13 protein-coding genes are annotated in these 16,713 nt (G+C 63.8%); 5 read left to right on the plus strand and 8 right to left on the minus strand.

Annotated elements, in window-relative coordinates; translation table 11 throughout:
- The first annotated feature begins 2 nt into the window (after positions 1 to 2).
- Entirely contained in the window at positions 3 to 1,400 is a 1,398-nt protein-coding gene (locus NCR35_RS13160; protein ID WP_250534678.1) for an MFS transporter, read from the plus strand.
- Positions 1,401 to 2,154: 754 nt separating this feature from the next.
- On the opposite strand, the gene NCR35_RS13165 is transcribed toward NCR35_RS13160, so the two are convergent.
- The 3 genes from NCR35_RS13165 to NCR35_RS13175 form a co-directional block, all read right to left on the minus strand.
- Entirely contained in the window at positions 2,155 to 5,172 is a 3,018-nt protein-coding gene (locus NCR35_RS13165) for a ribonucleoside-diphosphate reductase subunit alpha (protein WP_250534679.1), read from the minus strand.
- A 1,273-nt stretch (positions 5,173 to 6,445) separates the two neighbouring features.
- Positions 6,446 to 6,766 carry a PP0621 family protein gene (locus NCR35_RS13170; RefSeq protein ID WP_250534680.1) on the minus strand — a complete coding sequence of 107 codons (321 nt, stop codon included), beginning with the start codon at positions 6,764 to 6,766 and terminating at the stop codon, positions 6,446 to 6,448.
- A 24-nt stretch (positions 6,767 to 6,790) separates the two neighbouring features.
- Positions 6,791 to 7,705 carry a cytochrome C assembly family protein gene (locus NCR35_RS13175; protein WP_250534681.1) on the minus strand — a complete coding sequence of 305 codons (915 nt, stop codon included), beginning with the start codon at positions 7,703 to 7,705 and terminating at the stop codon, positions 6,791 to 6,793.
- Positions 7,706 to 7,825: 120 nt separating this feature from the next.
- Here NCR35_RS13175 and ffh point away from each other — a divergent pair, with 120 nt between their 5' ends.
- Positions 7,826 to 9,193 carry a signal recognition particle protein gene (gene ffh / locus NCR35_RS13180; protein WP_250534682.1) on the plus strand — a complete coding sequence of 456 codons (1,368 nt, stop codon included), beginning with the start codon at positions 7,826 to 7,828 and terminating at the stop codon, positions 9,191 to 9,193.
- Between the two features lie 118 nt (positions 9,194 to 9,311).
- Complete coding sequence (locus NCR35_RS13185; RefSeq protein WP_244847266.1) at positions 9,312 to 9,863, plus strand: hypoxanthine-guanine phosphoribosyltransferase; 552 nt, start codon at positions 9,312 to 9,314, stop codon at positions 9,861 to 9,863.
- A 45-nt stretch (positions 9,864 to 9,908) separates the two neighbouring features.
- On the opposite strand, the gene NCR35_RS13190 is transcribed toward NCR35_RS13185, so the two are convergent.
- A complete protein-coding gene (locus NCR35_RS13190) occupies positions 9,909 to 10,508 on the minus strand; it encodes a MarC family protein (RefSeq protein WP_175945138.1) in 600 nt (199 codons plus the stop codon).
- A complete protein-coding gene (locus NCR35_RS13195; RefSeq protein WP_250534683.1) occupies positions 10,509 to 12,245 on the minus strand; it encodes a proline--tRNA ligase in 1,737 nt (578 codons plus the stop codon).
- Positions 12,246 to 12,560: 315 nt separating this feature from the next.
- Here NCR35_RS13195 and NCR35_RS13200 point away from each other — a divergent pair, with 315 nt between their 5' ends.
- Complete coding sequence (locus NCR35_RS13200; protein WP_175945142.1) at positions 12,561 to 13,211, plus strand: RNA pyrophosphohydrolase; 651 nt, start codon at positions 12,561 to 12,563, stop codon at positions 13,209 to 13,211.
- A gap of 177 nt (positions 13,212 to 13,388) precedes the next feature.
- A complete protein-coding gene (locus tag NCR35_RS13205; RefSeq protein WP_244849160.1) occupies positions 13,389 to 13,913 on the plus strand; it encodes a CNP1-like family protein in 525 nt (174 codons plus the stop codon).
- Between the two features lie 73 nt (positions 13,914 to 13,986).
- Here NCR35_RS13205 and proB read toward each other — a convergent pair whose 3' ends face one another.
- From proB to rpmA, 3 genes are all read right to left on the minus strand, one after another.
- Positions 13,987 to 15,105 (minus strand): glutamate 5-kinase, encoded by a 1,119-nt coding sequence (gene proB / locus NCR35_RS13210; RefSeq protein WP_250534684.1) that lies wholly within the window; start codon positions 15,103 to 15,105, stop codon positions 13,987 to 13,989.
- A gap of 19 nt (positions 15,106 to 15,124) precedes the next feature.
- Entirely contained in the window at positions 15,125 to 16,231 is a 1,107-nt protein-coding gene (gene cgtA / locus NCR35_RS13215; protein WP_250534685.1) for an Obg family GTPase CgtA, read from the minus strand.
- A 205-nt stretch (positions 16,232 to 16,436) separates the two neighbouring features.
- Positions 16,437 to 16,700, minus strand: coding sequence for a 50S ribosomal protein L27 (gene rpmA, locus NCR35_RS13220; protein ID WP_175945147.1), 264 nt, complete (start codon positions 16,698 to 16,700; stop codon positions 16,437 to 16,439).
- Positions 16,701 to 16,713 lie beyond the last annotated feature (13 nt).

Here is a 16,713-nt window from a genome sequence, read left to right on the forward strand (position 1 = left end):
CGATGCCGCTCGCCGTCAAAGCTTTCATTGCTCCTCTCATCGTCGCGTGTGCGATGTTCATGGAAAGCGTCGACGCCAACGTCATCGTCACTGCAATCCCCGAAATGGCGCGCGCCTTCGGACGCGATCCCGTCACACTGAAGGTCGCCGTCACGAGTTACGTGCTCGGCTTGGGCGTCTTCATTCCTATCTGCGGCTGGGTGGCCGACCGCTTCGGCGCACGCGCGGTCTTTCGCGCGGCCATCGGCGTGTTCGTTGCCGGTTCGATCCTTTGCGCGGCATCGACGTCGCTCGGGCCCTTCACCGTCGCGCGCTTCATACAGGGCGTGGGCGGCGCGATGATGGTACCGGTTGGCCGCATCATCATCTTCCGTTCGGTGCGCCGCTCGGAGTTCATTCGCGCGATGAACTATCTCTCGGTTCCCGCGATGCTCGGCCCGGCCGCCGGCCCGCTGCTCGGCGGCTTCATCACGACGTATCTGCACTGGCGGCTGATCTTCTTCATCAATATTCCGATCGGCATTGCAGGCATCTACCTGACCAATCGCTACATCGCCGACTCGCGCGAAGAACATCCGGGCCGGCTCGACTGGCTCGGCTTCTTTCTCTCGGCGGGCGCCGGCGTGTTGCTGCTGCTCGGGCTTTCGCTCGTCGGCGGCGAACTGGTTCCGCAAAGCGTCGCGTTCGCGATGTGCGCAGCCGGCGCGCTGATGGCCGCGCTCTACTGTCTCTACGCGCGCCGGGCCGCGCGACCGCTGCTCGACCTGCGCTTCTTTCGCGTGCCGACGTTTCAGGCGAGCGTCCTCGGCGGCTCGCTCTTTCGCATCGGGCTCGGCGCGGTGCCGTTCCTTTTGCCGCTCGCGTTGCAGGAGGGTCTTGGCATGACGGCGTTCAAGTCAGGCGCGATCACCTGCGCATCGGCGTTCGGCGGCATGTTCATGCGCTCCCTTGCGTCGCGCGTGCTGCATCGATTCGGCTTTCGGCAGACGCTTCTCTTCAACGCGGCGTTGTCGGGCTTGGCGATTGCGGCATGCGGCACGTTCTTTCCCGGCACGCCGACTTGGGTGATCTGGGCTGTGGTGCTGCTCGGCGGCTTCTTTCCGGCGCTGCAGTTCACGAGCCTCAATTCGCTCGCCTATGCGGAGATCGAAACACGCGATGTCGGACGGGCGACGAGTCTTGCCAGCTTCGTGCAGCAGGTGTCGCTCGGGCTTGGCGTCACGGTGGCGGGGATCACGCTCGAGCTGACGCAGTACGTGAATGGTCATGCGACCGTGCGGTGGTCGGACTTCTGGCCTGCGTTTGTTGTCGTCGGGTTGTTCTCGTTTCTTTCCATACCGGTTACGGCTCGGTTGGCGCGGGATGCGGGGGTTGAGATTTCGCGTGGGACGCGGGGGTAACGGTTCTTTGTTTTTTGCCTGCCGGCGGGGTTCGTTGGGCTTGTTTTGTCGGTGAACTTGTTTTCGTGTCGGTCTATTGGCGTTGCCCCTCCCCGGGGCGGGGGTCACTTTCTTTGCTGCTGCAAAGAAAGTAACCAAAGAAAGCAGCTTTCTTGGCCCGCAGCAGCAAGAGAGTGGTCACTTCGCAGACATGCGGTGGCGCTACTTGAATTGGCAGCCTTGAATCACTTTCCACGCCCGCTGAGCGCCACGTCCTCCGAGCCTCTTGGCTCGATAAAACCATGCGCGCGCTTTACGCTTTGCCTCCGGCAAGTGGTAGTCGGTAGCTCATCGTTAAGTTTCTGCACGCACCGGTGACATCTATCCCCCGTCTCGCGCCCCGACTTAGATTGATAAACGGCGTCCACGCATGCAAACCCTCGGTGTTGACGAGCCAAGGGGCTCGGAGGACGTGGCGCTCAGCGGGCGTGGAAGGTGATTCAGGGCTGATTCAAGCTGAGTGCCATTGCTTTTCTGCGGAGTGACTACGCTCTCGCTGCTGCGGGCCAAAAAAAGCTGCTTTCTTTGGTTACTTTCTTTGCAGCAGCAAAGAAAGTGACCCCCGCCCCGGGGAGGGGCAACGCTAATAGACCGACACGAAAACAAGTTTCCCAACGACAAGACAAGACAACAAAAACCAAAAAGCCGGCACCGAGAAACTCAGCACCGGCCTTCGGCCAAGAGCAGAACCCTACTCAAGCGCCAGCGAAAGAACTCACTGACATGCCTCGCACTCGTCGAACCCCGGATCGCCGGGACGCATCATGCAGACGGGGCCGTCGGCTTCCGGCTCAGCAGCCGCCTCGACCGCCGGCGCTGCAGCGGCCGCGTTGAAACCGCCACCTACGCCGCCGGCAGCAGAAGAAGAAGCACCGCCTGACGATACCCCGAAGCCACCGCCAGCACCGGAGCCGCCCTCACCCGACGGCACCGCGTTCAGCGCGCCGTGCGCCACCGTCGACTTCTCGACGTGCGTCGCCGCCATCGTGCGGAGGTAGTACGTCGTCTTGAGGCCGCGCAGCCACGCGAGCTTGTACACCTCGTCGAGCTTCTTGCCCGACGCGCCCGCCATGTAAATGTTCAGCGACTGCGCCTGATCGATCCACTTCTGACGGCGCGACGCCGCTTCCACCAGCCACTTCGGATCGACTTCGAACGCCGTCGCATAGATGGCGCGCAGGTCGGCCGGAACGCGGTCGATGCGCGAGAGCGTGCCGTCGAAGTACTTCAGGTCCGACACCATCACTTCGTCCCACAGGCCGCGCGCCTTCAGATCACGCACCAGGTAGTCGTTGACCACCGTGAATTCGCCAGACAGATTCGACTTCACGTACAGGTTCTGGAACGTCGGCTCGATACACGCCGACACGCCGATGATGTTCGAGATCGTCGCCGTCGGCGCAATCGCCACGCAGTTCGAGTTGCGCATGCCGTGCGTCGCAATGCGCGAACGCAGCGTCGACCAGTCCATCGACTCGGACGTGTCCACTTCCACATAACCGCCGCGCGCTTCGGCCAAGAGCTTCACCGTGTCTTGCGGGAGAATGCCGCGATCCCACAGCGAGCCGCGATAGCTCGAATAACGGCCGCGCTCTTCCGCAAGCTCCGTCGACGCGTAGTAGGCGTAGTAGCAGACGGCTTCCATCGAACGATCCGCGAACTCCACCGCTTCCTGCGACGCGTACGGCGTGCGCAGCAAGTGCAGGCAGTCCTGGAAGCCCATGATGCCCATGCCCACCGGACGATGCTTCAGGTTCGAATTACGCGCCTTCGGCACCGCGTAGTAGTTGATGTCGATCACGTTGTCGAGCATGCGCATCGCGACGCTGATGGTGCGCTTGAGCTTCGCGTGATCCAGCGCGAGCGTGCCGTCGGCCTGCTTCGTCAGGTGCGCGACGAGGTTCACCGAACCGAGATTGCACACGGCGATTTCGGTGTCGCTCGTATTCAGCGTGATTTCCGTGCACAAGTTCGACGAATGCACGACGCCGACATGCTGCTGCGGCGAACGCACGTTGCACGGGTCCTTGAACGTGATCCACGGATGGCCCGTTTCGAACAGCATGCCGAGCATCTTGCGCCACAAGTGCTGCGCCGGCACCTTCTTGAAGAGCTTGATCTCGCCGCGCGCGGCTTTCTCTTCGTAAGCGACGTACGCCTTCTCGAAGTCCGCGCCGAACAGATCATGCAGGTCCGGACACGTCGACGGCGAGAACAGCGTCCATTCGCCGCCTTCCATCACGCGCTTCATGAACAGGTCGGGAATCCAGTTCGCCGTGTTCATGTCATGCGTGCGGCGGCGGTCGTCGCCCGTGTTCTTGCGCAGTTCCAGGAATTCTTCGATGTCGAGGTGCCACGTCTCCAGGTAGGCGCACACCGCGCCCTTGCGCTTGCCGCCCTGATTCACCGCGACGGCCGTGTCGTTCACGACCTTCAGGAACGGCACGACGCCTTGCGACTTGCCGTTCGTGCCCTTGATATGCGAGCCGAGCGCGCGCACTCGCGTCCAGTCGTTGCCGAGACCGCCCGCGAACTTCGAGAGCAGCGCGTTTTCCTTCAGCGCCTCGTAGATGCCGTCGAGGTCGTCGGCCACCGTCGTCAGATAGCACGACGAAAGCTGCGAGCGATGCGTGCCCGAGTTGAAGAGCGTCGGCGTCGACGACATGAAGTCGAACGACGACAGCACGTTGTAGAACTCGATGGCGCGCGCTTCGCGGTCGATTTCGTTCAGCGACAGGCCCATCGCGACGCGCATGAAAAACGCCTGCGGCAACTCGATGCGCGTGCCCTCGACGTGCAGGAAGTAGCGGTCGTACAGCGTTTGCAGGCCGAGGTAGCCGAACTGCAGGTCGCGGTTCGCGTCGAGCGCGGCGCCGAGACGCTTCAGGTCGAACTGCTGCAGCTTGTCGTCGAGGAGGCCCGCTTCGACGCCGCGCTTGATGAACTGCGGGAAGTACTCGGCGTAACGCTCGCCCATTTCGGCTTGCGTCACTTCACCTTCGAGAATCTCGCGGCGGATCGTGTGCAGCAGGATGCGCGCGGTGACCTGGCTGTACGCCGGATCTTTTTCGATCATCGTGCGCGCGGCGAGAATGGCCGAATCGTAGACCTGATTCATCGGCACGCCGTCGTACAGGTTCTTCACCGTTTCCGCGACGATCGGATCAGCCGAGACGGCATCGCCCAGATTCGCGCAGGCGGAGACGATCAGCGCCTTTAGCGCGTCGAGATCGAGCGGGCGCGTGATGCCGTTGTCCGTCACGTTGATGACGCCTTCGTGCGTCTTCGCATTCTGCGCGTGGCCGCGGTCCTGCTCGCGCTGCTGCGTGCGCTTCTCGCGATACAGCACGTAAGCGCGCGCGACGTTGTGCTCGCCGCCGCGCATCAGCGCGAGTTCGACCTGATCCTGAATGTCTTCGATGTGGAACGTGCCGCCGTGCGGACGGCTGCGCAGAAGCGCGCGCACGACCGCCTGGGTCAGTTGCTCGACCTGCTCGCGCACGCGAGCGGACGCCGCGCCTTGGCCGCCGTTCACGGCGATGAACGCCTTCGTCACGGCAATCGCGATTTTCGACGGCTCGAACGACACCACGCTTCCGTTGCGACGGATGACCTTGTAGTCGGCATACGTCGTGTTCGACGCGGGCGATTGCGCGCCCTGAACGTGCGCGCCGCCAGCATGCTGGACGGATGCGCCTTCGTAGGAAGTCGTGGCGTTGTCGGTGGTTTGCATGTGCAAAACTCCTGGTGTTCGAATGGTGCGGATGATCCGCGGATTTATCACTTATGCCGCGCGCGTCGCCTCATGGGACGCGTCGCGGTGTTTGGCAGTGGTGCGGGCTGTGAAGACAGCAGGCCCTGAACACGAGTCGCGGCGATGGCGGCCCGCACTGTCATGGCGTCGCGTGCGGTGCCCGCGTTGGCGCGCGGTGTCGGTCGACGCGACTCGCGTTCACTTGCATGCGTTCTTCACGGTGCTGCTTTGCTGGCGCTCGATGCGCTAAGGGCCTCTTGATGAGACCGCTTGCGCACCGCCCCGGGCCAGCCAGACATCAGATACGCCGGAAAGCCGACGGCGCCGGCTCATGCGAGCGGGCGCCGCCTCTACAACACAAGATATAGTGCAAATCGCGTCCTTCGGCACCAAGTATAGTGGAACTTCGCAGGGTCTCAAAAAGGTTTATTTGCTTCCGAAGCGCCCGCGCGGGGTTGACTTTTGCGGCGTCGAAGCGCGGCAAGGGCTCCCGCGCGACGCTGTTGCGTCGCAGCGAGAATGACCGTAGGCGGAGGTCGGAGACCGTCGAGGTGTCGGCTTGGGCGACGGACGGACGGCGACAAACGATGCTGGCAGCGCACGTCATGGCGCAGGCGCTGTTAGTCGCGGAACAGGACGGAATCGGTCCTACGAGCAGGGCGAGCACCGTGTTTTCGTCGTGCCGCAGGTTGTCGCTGCCTTCGCGCTCGATCTCTTCGCGTAGCCGTTGCAACGCCCGCCTTCACGAACGATGACACGCACGCGTGGCACGCGCGATCATCGCTGGCGAGGAACAACGGGAAGGCGCCGTCGCGGTGAATCGCGAAAGCGCCGACACGCGCATGCGGCGTAGGTGAATGGACCTACGGACGCACGAAGCGGAACGTCGGGGCTAGCCGGCCGCGTGATCGAGCGCAGTCCGAGCGGCACGCCGAGCACGTTGGCGAGCGTCGGAACGGTGAACATGAGCGCGATGGCTTGCGCGCGGCCGGTCGCGTCGTGGTCGAGTGCGTGCTGTAAGCAGCGCCCGCTCCGATCGGTGCTGGAGTCGCCGGGTGGCAGGCTGATTCTGTCGGTCACGCCGAGCGTCGGCGTTATGCCGACTGGGCGCGTCAACGAAGGCATCGCGCCCAGTCGGCGCATTCATCTGGCGTCGCAATCGCTCACACGCGCCGCGCGGCCGCGCTCTCACGCGACGACTATTGCTTCACTCGTCAGCGTATGTTCGCGTCGATGCCCGCAGGCAATGCACTCATCTCGCGTCCCGACCACCAGGACGCGCCGCATGACGCCGCGCGTGCTCCGCGCAGCAAAACCGTTGCCCCGCGACGGCTATGGATTCGCTCGTCGGCGTATGCACGCCGCACTGCGCGCAGCGGATAAGCGGATCGGCAAGCTGCGGCGCATCGCGGCGAGCGGCGCCGTTGCCGGCGCCCGCACCGCCCGCCGTCGTGGAACCTCGGTTCGACGAAGCACGCGTTCCAGCCTGCTCGCGCTCGTTGGCGCGCCGCAGCTTCTTCAAGAGCCATTGCGTCACGAAGAAGAGGACGATAAGAAGAAGAAAAGCTCGCATCGGCTTAAAGAAGTAAGACCGCGTTCAGACGACCGCGCGATGCAGCAGCACTTCGAACACGAAGCGGCTGCCCACATACGCGAGCAGCAGCGCCACGAACGAAGCCAGCACCCAGCGCAGCGCGGCGCGTCCGCGCCAGCCGGAAATGCGGCGCGCAGTGAGCAGCCCGCCGAACATCAGCCAGGACAGAATGGCGAAGACGGTCTTGTGATCGAGACGCAGCGCACGATCGACCAGTTGCTCGTTGAATGCGATGCCCGACACCAGCGTGAGCGTCAGCAGCACGAAGCCCGCGCCGATCAGCCGGAACAACAGCTTTTCGAGCGTGAGCAGCGGCGGCAAGGTGTCGAGCCAGCTCGCGAGCCAGCCGTTGCCGCCGCTGTGACGCATCGCGAGGCCGCGCATGCGCTGAAGGCGCCGTTCGAGCATCAGCATCAGCACGGCATGCAGCGCGGCAATCGCAAAGAGGCCGTACGCGATGTTCGCGATCAGGAAATGCAGCTTGAACATCGGCGCGGCCGAGTACGACAGCACGCGCACGCCGCCGAACGCCAGCGGCAACAGCGACGCGACGCAGGCGAGCGGCAACACGAGCAGGCGCAAGCCGTCGAGCGGAAAGAAAAAGCTCTCGATCCAGTAGATGCCCGCGCCGAGCCAGAACATCGCGGACAACGCGAACGCGAAGCCGAAGATCATCGCGTTCTGCGGGAAGATGGTCATGTGCAGAAGAACGCCGTGCACGACCAACGCTATTAATAATAGAGCGCGTCCCATGCCGCTCATGCCCGACGCCTTCGACGGACTCGCCGGCGCGGTCCCGATACCCGAGGGCACGCCCGCCAGCACCGGCTCCACGGCCGTATGGCGATGCGCGCGCCAGCCCGCCACGGCCAGTCCGCCGTAGAGAAACGCAGTGAGGGCATACAGTACAATATCCATGTTCGAAGTTTACACTAGGCCCCGAACCCGCGACGTCTTCCCCCTTGCGCCAAAGTAGGGCGCATCGCCGCGAAACCGCCTGCGCGTCGCCGGAAACCAGGGCCGCACTCTCACATTCCCATGCTCGACAACCTCACTCAACGGATGGCGCGCGTCGTCAAGACGCTGCGCGGCGAGGCCCGGCTCACTGAGGCCAACACGCAGGACATGCTGCGCGAAGTGCGCCTCGCGCTGCTCGAAGCCGACGTGGCGCTGCCCGTCGTGCGCGAGTTCATCGCCAAGGTGAAGGAAAAGGCGCTCGGCGAAGAAGTGCTTTCGAGCCTGTCGCCGGGTCAGGCGCTCGTCGGCGTCGTGCAGCGCGAGCTGACCGCCGTGATCGGCGGCGACTACGAAGGCAAGGCCGCCGAACTCAATCTCGCCGTCACGCCGCCCGCTGTCATTCTGATGGCCGGCTTGCAGGGCGCGGGTAAAACCACGACCACCGGCAAGCTCGCCAAGCTGCTGCGCGAAAAGCAGAAGAAGAAGGTCCTGACGGTTTCCGTCGACGTGTACCGCCCCGCCGCTATTCGCCAGCTGCAAACGGTGACCGAACAGGTTGGCGCGGACTTCTTCCCGTCCGAGCCGGACCAGAAGCCTGCGGACATCGCGCGCGCGGCGATCGACTGGGCGAAGCGTCATTACCACGATGTCGTGATCGTCGATACGGCCGGTCGCCTCGGCATCGACGAAGCGATGATGAAGGAGATCAGCGAGCTGCACGCGCTGCTCAAGCCCGCTGAAACGCTCTTCGTCGTCGACGCGATGCTCGGCCAAGACGCGGTGAACACCGCGAAGGCGTTCAACGACGCGCTGCCGCTCACGGGCGTCGTGCTCACGAAGCTCGACGGCGATTCGCGCGGCGGCGCGGCGCTTTCGGTGCGGCACGTCACCGGCAAGCCGATCAAGTTCGTCGGCGTCGCGGAAAAGCTCGACGGCCTCGAAGTCTTCCACCCGGATCGCATGGCGAACCGGATTCTCGGCATGGGCGACATTCTCGCACTCGTCGAGGAAGCGCAGCGCGGCGTCGATACGCAAGCCGCGCAGAAGCTCGCCGACAAGGTGAAGAAAGGCGGCGACTTCGACCTGAACGACTTCAAGGCGCAACTCTCGCAGATGAAGAAGATGGGCGGGCTGTCGTCGCTGATGGACAAGCTGCCCGCGCAGTTCCAGCAGGCGGCGCAAGGCGCGGACATGAACAACGCCGAGAAGCAGATGCGCCGCATGGAAGGCATCATCAATTCGATGACGCTTCAGGAGCGCGCGAAGCCCGAGCTCATCAAGGCGGCACGCAAGCGCCGCATCGCCGCGGGCGCGGGCGTGCACGTGCAGGAAGTCAACCGCATGCTGAACCAATACGAGCAGATGCGCGGCATGATGAAGAAGCTCAAAGGCGGCAATCTGCAAAAGATGATGCGCGGCATGAAGGGCATGATGCCGGGCATGCGCTGATTCGCGCCGCTTCGAACCCGCGCTTTCGTTCGCCCGACGCGAAAGGAACGCGGGTTTATCATATGGCGCACGCCGCCGTTTTTTCCACACTGAGTCGTCGTCTCTCCCGCCTGCCTCTATGAACCGCGAAGAAGCTCTCCACATTTTCAGCCACTCCGAAGAGATCGTCAGCGCCGATCAGGTCGACGCGTCGATCAAGCGCATGGCTGCGGACATCAAGGCCGCGACGCAGGACGACTTCCCGTTGCTGCTCTCCGTCATGGGCGGCGCGGCCGTGTTCACCGGCATGCTGCTGCCGCATCTGGATTTCCCGCTCGAATTCGACTACATCCATTTGACGCGCTATCGCAACGCCATCAAGGGCGGCAGCGAAATGCAGTGGCGCGTGGCGCCGGCCGAATCGGTGAAGGATCGCGTGGTGCTCGTGCTCGACGACATTCTCGACGAAGGAGAAACGATGGCGGCCATTCGCGACCGCATCATGGCGATGGGCGCGAAGCAATTTCTGTCGGCGGTGCTGTGCGAGAAGCTCATCCCGAAGGCGAAGCCGCTGCGCCCGGATTTCTGCGGCTTCGAAGTGCCGGACCGTTACGTGTTCGGCTGCGGGATGGATGCGAAGGGTTACTGGCGCAATCTGCCGACTATCCGGGCGTTGACCGAAGGCGCGTGATCGCTCGCACGCGCGACGAAAAAAAAGCGGCCTCGGCCGCTTTTTTCACAACTGATGCACGAACGCGCGTATCCCGGTCAGAATCATCTCGACGGAAATCGCGACGAGCACGAGTCCCATCAACCGCTCGAACGCCGTGACCGCACGCTCGCCTAGCCATTGCTGAATCTTCTCCGCGAGAATCAGCACGACCGCGCAGACGACCATCGTGACGGTGAGCGCGCCGATCCATTCGAACATCTTGCCCGGCGCTTGGGACGTCAGCAGCATCACCGTGGCGAGCGCGGACGGGCCGGCGAGCGCGGGAATGGCGAGCGGCACGATCAGCGGTTCGCCGCCGCGCGTGTCGCCGCCCATCGGGCCATCCGGATGCGGGAAGATCATCCTGAGCGCGATCAGAAACAGCACGATCCCGCCGCCGATGCGCAGCGACACATCCGTGAGATTCATCGCGCGCAGGAAGCGGTCGCCGGCCAGCATGAAGACGAGCAGAATGCCGAACGCGATCGCCACTTCGCGCAAGATCACCACGCGGCGCCGCTCGGTGGCGACCCCGCGCAGCGCGTTGATGAAGATCGGAATGTTGCCGAGCGGATCGGTGATCAAGAGCAGAAGGATCGTCGCCGACAGGAAGTTGTACTGCATTTACTTCCCGAGCGCGGCCCGAATCTTCGCCGTCACGACGCCCGCCGCTTCGTCCACCGGCAGCAGCGTGGCCTCGGTGTCGCGGCGCGCCTGATATTCGAGCTTGCCTTCCTTCAGCCCGCGATCGCCGATGACAATGCGATGCGGCACGCCGATCAGTTCCCAGTCCGCGAACATCACGCCGGGGCGCTCGCCGCGATCGTCGAGAATCACGTCGATGCCCGCGTCCTGCAGCGTGGCGTACAGCTTGTCGGCCTGCTCGCGCACGGCGTCGCTGCGGTCGTAGCCCATCGGGCAGATCACCACTTCGAACGGCGCAATGGCTTCCGGCCAGATGATGCCCTTGTCGTCGAAATTCTGTTCGATAGCCGCGCCCAAGACGCGCGTCACGCCGATGCCGTAGCAGCCCATCTGCATCGGCGCGGGCTTGCCGCCTTCGTCGAGGAACGTGGCGCCCATCGAATCCGAATACTTCGTGCCGAGCTGGAACACGTGCCCCACTTCGATGCCGCGGCAGATTTCCAGCGTGCCACGGCCGTCCGGCGAAGGGTCGCCCGCCACGACGTTGCGGATATCCGCGACTTCCGGTTCCGGCAGATCGCGGCCCCAGTTCACGCCGGTCGTGTGATAGTCGACCTCGTTCGAGCCGACGACGAAATCGCTCATGTTCGCGACCGTGCGATCCGCGATCACGCGCACCGGCTTCTTCGTGCCGATGGGACCGAGATAGCCCGGCGGCGTGCCGAACCATTCGACGATCTCGGCTTCCGTCGCAAAACGGTAGCCCGAGAGACCCGGCAGCTTGCTGACCTTGATGTCGTTCAGCGAATGATCGCCGCGCAGCATCAGGAGCCAAATGGTCGGCTCGGCGCCTTCGTTGTCGGTCGCGAGAATGATCGACTTGATCGTGCGTTCGAGCGGGATGTTGAGCAACTGCGCGACGGCTTCGCACTTGGCCGCGCCGGGCGTCGGCGTCTTCTTCATCTCCTCGGCGGGCGCGGCGCGCTCGGCGATCAGCGGCAGCGCGTCGGCCGCTTCCACGTTCGCCGCGAAGTCCGAGTCCGGGCAGTACGCGATATCGTCTTCGCCCGTTTCGGCGATGACGTGAAACTCGTGCGATCCGCTGCCGCCGATCGAGCCGTTGTCCGCCGCGACCGCGCGGAACTCCAGCCCGATGCGCGTGAAGATGCGCACGTAGGCGTCGTACATCTTCTTGTACGACTCGGCGAGGCCGGCGGTGTCCTTATCGAAGGAATAGGCGTCCTTCATGATGAACTCGCGGCCGCGCATGACGCCGAAGCGCGGACGAATCTCGTCGCGGAACTTCGTCTGGATCTGATAGAAGTTGACCGGCAACTGGCGATAGCTCTTGATCTCGCGCCGCGCGATGTCCGTGACCACTTCCTCGTGCGTCGGTCCGACGACGAAATCGCGTTCGTGACGGTCCTTGATGCGCAGCAGTTCGGGGCCGTACTGCTCCCAGCGTCCGGATTCTTGCCACAACTCGGCCGGCTGCACGGCCGGCATTAGCAATTCGAGCGCGCCGGCGCGATTCATCTCTTCACGCACGATGGCTTCGACCTTGCGGATGGAGCGCAGGCCGATCGGCATGTAATCGTAGATGCCGCCCGCGACGCGGCGGATCATGCCGGCGCGCATCATCAGCTTGTGGCTAACGATCTCGGCGTCGGCGGGAGCTTCCTTCAGGGTGCCGATGAAGAAACGGGATGCTTTCATTCAGAAATTTTCCAAAAGCGGCGCGCGCCCACGAAACCATGTGGTTGAAGGCTGGCGAAACGGGTGAACGACGAAACGGTCGACGGCTCTGCACGAGGCCGCAATGAAACGCTCGCGCGCCACTTGCGACCGACCGCCCTGCATGAAGCCGGAAAAGAAGATTCTGCCGACTTCCGGGTTGCCTGGCAAAGATTCCTTGCGGGCAGGCGCACCGCGAGCCCCGAAATTAGGGCTCCGACACGGGTTGGAACGGATGCGCCGGGGCCGTTATCTGTTTATAATCAAAGCAATTCTAAAGGATTCGAAGGTGGTTGTATGCTGGATCGTGAAGGCTTTCGCCCGAACGTCGGCATCATCCTCTTGAACGCGCGCAACGAAGTGTTTTGGGGCAAGCGGCTGCGTGAACATTCCTGGCAGTTTCCGCAAGGGGGTATCAAATACGGCGAGACCCCCGTGCAAGCAATGTATCGGGAGTTACACGAAGAAACCGGCCTGCTTCCTGAGCACGTGAAAGTTGTCGGTCGCACGCGCGACTGGCTGCGTTATGAGGTGCCGGATAAGTTCATCAAGCGCGAAGTGCGCGGTCATTATCGCGGTCAGAAACAGATCTGGTTTCTGCTGCGCATGGTCGGGCGCGACTGCGACATTTGCCTGCGCGCGACGGACCATCCGGAATTCGATGCCTGGCGCTGGAACGAATACTGGGTGCCGCTCGACGCGGTGATCGAGTTCAAGCGCGACGTTTATCAACTGGCTCTCACCGAGCTTTCCCGCTTCTTGCGGCGAACCAATACTCGTGGCGAACGCGGTGAGCGCGCCGCGCATCATGGGCCGCGTTACCCGCGCGTCATTCAGACCATGACGATCGAGACACCTGCCGTAACCGCCGCCGGCGCCGCGGTTCAGGCAGAATGTACGGTCAGCGAAGAAGTGCAGATCATCGCGCGGCGTTCATCGTGCGACTGACTTTGCGTTCGGTCCTGGCATCGAGCGCGGCGATTCTTCGTTCATTCTGACACTCGGCACGTTTCATGGCCCGGCGCGGCGAGCACTGCTCGCGGCGCCGGGCATTCGCCGTCCGCGCATCCGTTATTCGGGAACATCGAATTGAAAGTCATCGTCTCATCCGCGGTAGTCGTCGCCATGCTCGCCGCGCTTGCCGGCTGTTCCAGTTCCAAGGGCCCGTCCAATCAGGACGATGGCGTCTTCACCTATCTGCTCGACCGCAAGACCGAATGGGTGGAGAACAAAGTGGATACGCTGCCGCCGCTGCCGCAGGCGTCGAACCTGCTGCCGTTCAATGTTTCGCAGAACACACCGCTCACGTTCGCGGTCGACAAGACCTCGCTCACGGTCGGCGATGACGGCGTCGTGCGTTACGTCGTCGTGGCGACGAGCCCGAGCGGCGCGCGCAACGTCAACTACGAAGGCATTCGCTGCGACACGTACGAATGGCGCCGCTACGCGAGCATCAACGAAGACGGCACCGGCTGGGATCGCGGCGTCGCGTTCGATTTCCGGCGCATCGAGAACGGCGAACTGAACGCGTACCAGGCAGCGCTGTATCAGGACTACTTCTGCACGAGCAAGCTGCCGGTCGGCACCGCAAAGCAGATCGTCAACAACATCCAGTACGAGCGCACGCAACGCTCCATCAACCTGCGCTGATTGCCTTCGCGCAGTAAAAAGCCCGCTGGCCTTTCGGCTCAGCGGGCTTCGTTCATTCGGCGGGATGCGCGCCTCAGACCAGCACCAGATTGTCGCGATGGATGAGTTCCGGCTCCAGCATATACCCGAGCACGGCTTCGATCTCCGCGCTCGGCCGCCGATGAATCAGCCGCGCCTCGGCACTGCTGTAATTCGTGATGCCGCGCGCGACTTCCTGCCCACGGTCGTCGATGCACGCGATCACTTCGCCGCGACCGAACGCGCCCTTCACATCGACGACGCCGATCGGCAGCAGGCTCTTGCCATCGGCGGTGAGCTTCTGCACCGCGCCAGCGTCGATCACGACGTGCCCGCGCACCTGCAAGTGATCCGCCATCCACTGCTTGCGCGCAGCCATGCGAGCGGTGCGCGCGATAAGCTGCGTGCCGATGAGCTCGCCCGACGCGAGGCGCGTGAGCACGTCCGCCTCGCGGCCGCTCGCGATCACGGTGTTCGCGCCGCTGTGCGCGGCGCGCTTGGCCGCGAGAATTTTCGTGAGCATGCCGCCGCGGCCGAGGCTCGATCCCGCGCCGCCGGCCATCGCTTCGAGTTCGGGCGTGCCGGCATCGGCCTGTTCGACGAGCGTCGCGTTCGGGTCCTTGCGCGGATCGGCGGTAAAGAGACCGCGCTGGTCCGTGAGAATGACCAGCGCGTCGCCTTCAATCAGATTGGCGACGAGCGCGCCGAGCGTGTCGTTGTCGCCGAACTTGATCTCGTCGGTGATGACGGTGTCGTTCTCGTTGATGACGGGCACCGTGCCCAGACGCAGCAGCGTGAGCAGCGTGGAGCGTGCGTTGAGATAGCGCTCGCGGTCGGCGAGGTCGGCGTGCGTGAGCAGAATCTGCGCAGTGCGGATGCCGTGCGCGCCGAAGCTGCTCTCGTAGACTTGCGCGAGGCCCATTTGCCCGACGGCGGCGGCGGCCTGCAATTCGTCGATCTCGCGCGGCCGCTTGGTCCAGCCGAGCCGATGAATGCCTTCCGCGATCGCGCCCGAACTGACGAGCACGACTTCCTTGCCCTCTTCGCGCAGCGCCGCGATCTGAGCCGCCCACCGGGCGATGGCCGCGTGATCCAGTCCGCGCCCGTCGTTGGTGACGAGGCTGGACCCCACTTTCACTACGATTCGCTTCGCAGCGGCAATGACCGAACGCATCGTGGGCTTCTCTCCTCGGTTATCTGTCTTCGTCGTCCGCTTTATTTCCGGCGATGTCATCGCGAAAACGCACGTCGGCCGCGAGATCTTCCGCTTCGGCTGCGCGCGACGCGTCCGAATGCGTCGAGATGTAGTCGTAGATGGCGTAGACCAGCGCCTCGCAGCCTTGGCCGGTCAGCGCCGAAATTTCGTACACCGGGCCGTCCCACTCGAACCGTTCGAGGAAGTCCTTCACGCGCGCCGCGCGCTCGTCTTCCGGCACCATGTCGAGCTTGTTCAACACGAGCCAGCGCGGTTTCTCATAGAGCGACTCGTCGTACTTGCGCAGTTCGTTGACGATCGCCTTCGCTTCCGCGACCGGATCGACGTTTTCATCGAACGGAGCGAGGTCCACGAGGTGCAGCAAGACGCCCGTTCGCTGCAAATGGCGCAGGAAGCGGTGGCCGAGGCCCGCGCCCTCCGCCGCGCCTTCGATGAGCCCCGGAATATCCGCGATCACAAAGCTCTTGCTCGGTCCGACGCGCACGACGCCGAGATTCGGCGCGAGCGTCGTGAACGGATAGTCCGCGATCTTCGGCCGCGCATTCGAGACGGAGGCGATGAACGTCGACTTGCCCGCGTTCGGCATGCCGAGCAGGCCGACATCCGCGAGCACCTTCAGTTCGAGCTTGAGCATGCGGCGCTCGCCCGGCTTGCCGTCGGTCTTCTGACGCGGCGCGCGGTTCGTGCTCGATTTGAAGTGCAGGTTGCCGAGACCGCCCGCGCCGCCTTGCGCAATCAGCACTTGTTGATTGTGCTCGGTCAGGTCGGCGATGATCTCGCCCGTTTCCTGATCCGAAATGATGGTGCCGACAGGCATGCGCAGCGTGATGTCGTCGCCGCCTTTGCCGTAGCAGTCCGAACCGCGACCGTTTTCGCCGTTGCGCGCCTGGTGTTTCTTCGCGAACCGGTAGTCGATCAGCGTGTTGATGTTGCGGTCCGCGACCGCGTAGACGCTGCCGCCGCGCCCGCCGTCGCCGCCGTCCGGCCCGCCGAACGGGACGAACTTTTCGCGGCGCATCGACGCGCTGCCATCTCCCCCGTCGCCGGCGATGACTTCGATCCTCGCTTCGTCAATGAACTTCATGCGTTGCTCCGTCCCGTGTTTCAGTGCGATGACTGCCGCGAGTTCGAACTCGCTCAGTCGACACGCTATTTTGCCGTGACCGGCGCGTGCCGGGCACTCATATGCTTCGATTCTGTGGGCGCTGCGTTTTCCGGCGCGCCAATGAAAAAGGCCCCGCGAACTTCGCGGGGCCTTTTTTGCGGTCCTGAAGCCCGTGCAGTGAACCTTACGCTGCTGCCGGGACGACGACGACCGTGTGCTTCTTCGCTGCGCCCTTCGTCGTGAACTGGACGTGGCCGTCCGTCAGCGCGAACAAGGTGTGATCCTTGCCGATGCCGACGTTTTCACCCGGGTGCATGCGCGTGCCGCGCTGGCGAACGATGATGCCGCCTGCATTGATTGCCTGGCCGCCGTAAACCTTCACGCCGAGGCGCTTCGATTCCGAATCGCGGCCGTTGCGGGAAGACCCGCCTGCTTTTTTGTGTGCCATTTGCTATAGCTCC

Source organism: Caballeronia sp. AZ10_KS36, from assembly GCF_023631105.1.
In the GTDB taxonomy this organism is placed as follows: Bacteria; Pseudomonadota; Gammaproteobacteria; order Burkholderiales; family Burkholderiaceae; genus Caballeronia.

Excerpts from the sequence above, each read along its gene's own strand:
- NCR35_RS13160 (WP_250534678.1), top strand. The coding sequence starts at position 3 with ATGCCGCTCGCCGTCAAAGCTTTCATTGCTCCTCTCATCGTCGCGTGT.
- NCR35_RS13165 (WP_250534679.1), bottom strand. The coding sequence starts at position 5,172 with ATGCAAACCACCGACAACGCCACGACTTCCTACGAAGGCGCATCCGTC.
- NCR35_RS13170 (WP_250534680.1), bottom strand. The coding sequence starts at position 6,766 with ATGCGAGCTTTTCTTCTTCTTATCGTCCTCTTCTTCGTGACGCAATGG.
- NCR35_RS13175 (WP_250534681.1), bottom strand. The coding sequence starts at position 7,705 with ATGGATATTGTACTGTATGCCCTCACTGCGTTTCTCTACGGCGGACTG.
- ffh (WP_250534682.1), top strand. The coding sequence starts at position 7,826 with ATGCTCGACAACCTCACTCAACGGATGGCGCGCGTCGTCAAGACGCTG.
- NCR35_RS13185 (WP_244847266.1), top strand. The coding sequence starts at position 9,312 with ATGAACCGCGAAGAAGCTCTCCACATTTTCAGCCACTCCGAAGAGATC.
- NCR35_RS13190 (WP_175945138.1), bottom strand. The coding sequence starts at position 10,508 with ATGCAGTACAACTTCCTGTCGGCGACGATCCTTCTGCTCTTGATCACC.
- NCR35_RS13195 (WP_250534683.1), bottom strand. The coding sequence starts at position 12,245 with ATGAAAGCATCCCGTTTCTTCATCGGCACCCTGAAGGAAGCTCCCGCC.
- NCR35_RS13200 (WP_175945142.1), top strand. The coding sequence starts at position 12,561 with ATGCTGGATCGTGAAGGCTTTCGCCCGAACGTCGGCATCATCCTCTTG.
- NCR35_RS13205 (WP_244849160.1), top strand. The coding sequence starts at position 13,389 with ATGCTCGCCGCGCTTGCCGGCTGTTCCAGTTCCAAGGGCCCGTCCAAT.
- proB (WP_250534684.1), bottom strand. The coding sequence starts at position 15,105 with ATGCGTTCGGTCATTGCCGCTGCGAAGCGAATCGTAGTGAAAGTGGGG.
- cgtA (WP_250534685.1), bottom strand. The coding sequence starts at position 16,231 with ATGAAGTTCATTGACGAAGCGAGGATCGAAGTCATCGCCGGCGACGGG.
- rpmA (WP_175945147.1), bottom strand. The coding sequence starts at position 16,700 with ATGGCACACAAAAAAGCAGGCGGGTCTTCCCGCAACGGCCGCGATTCG.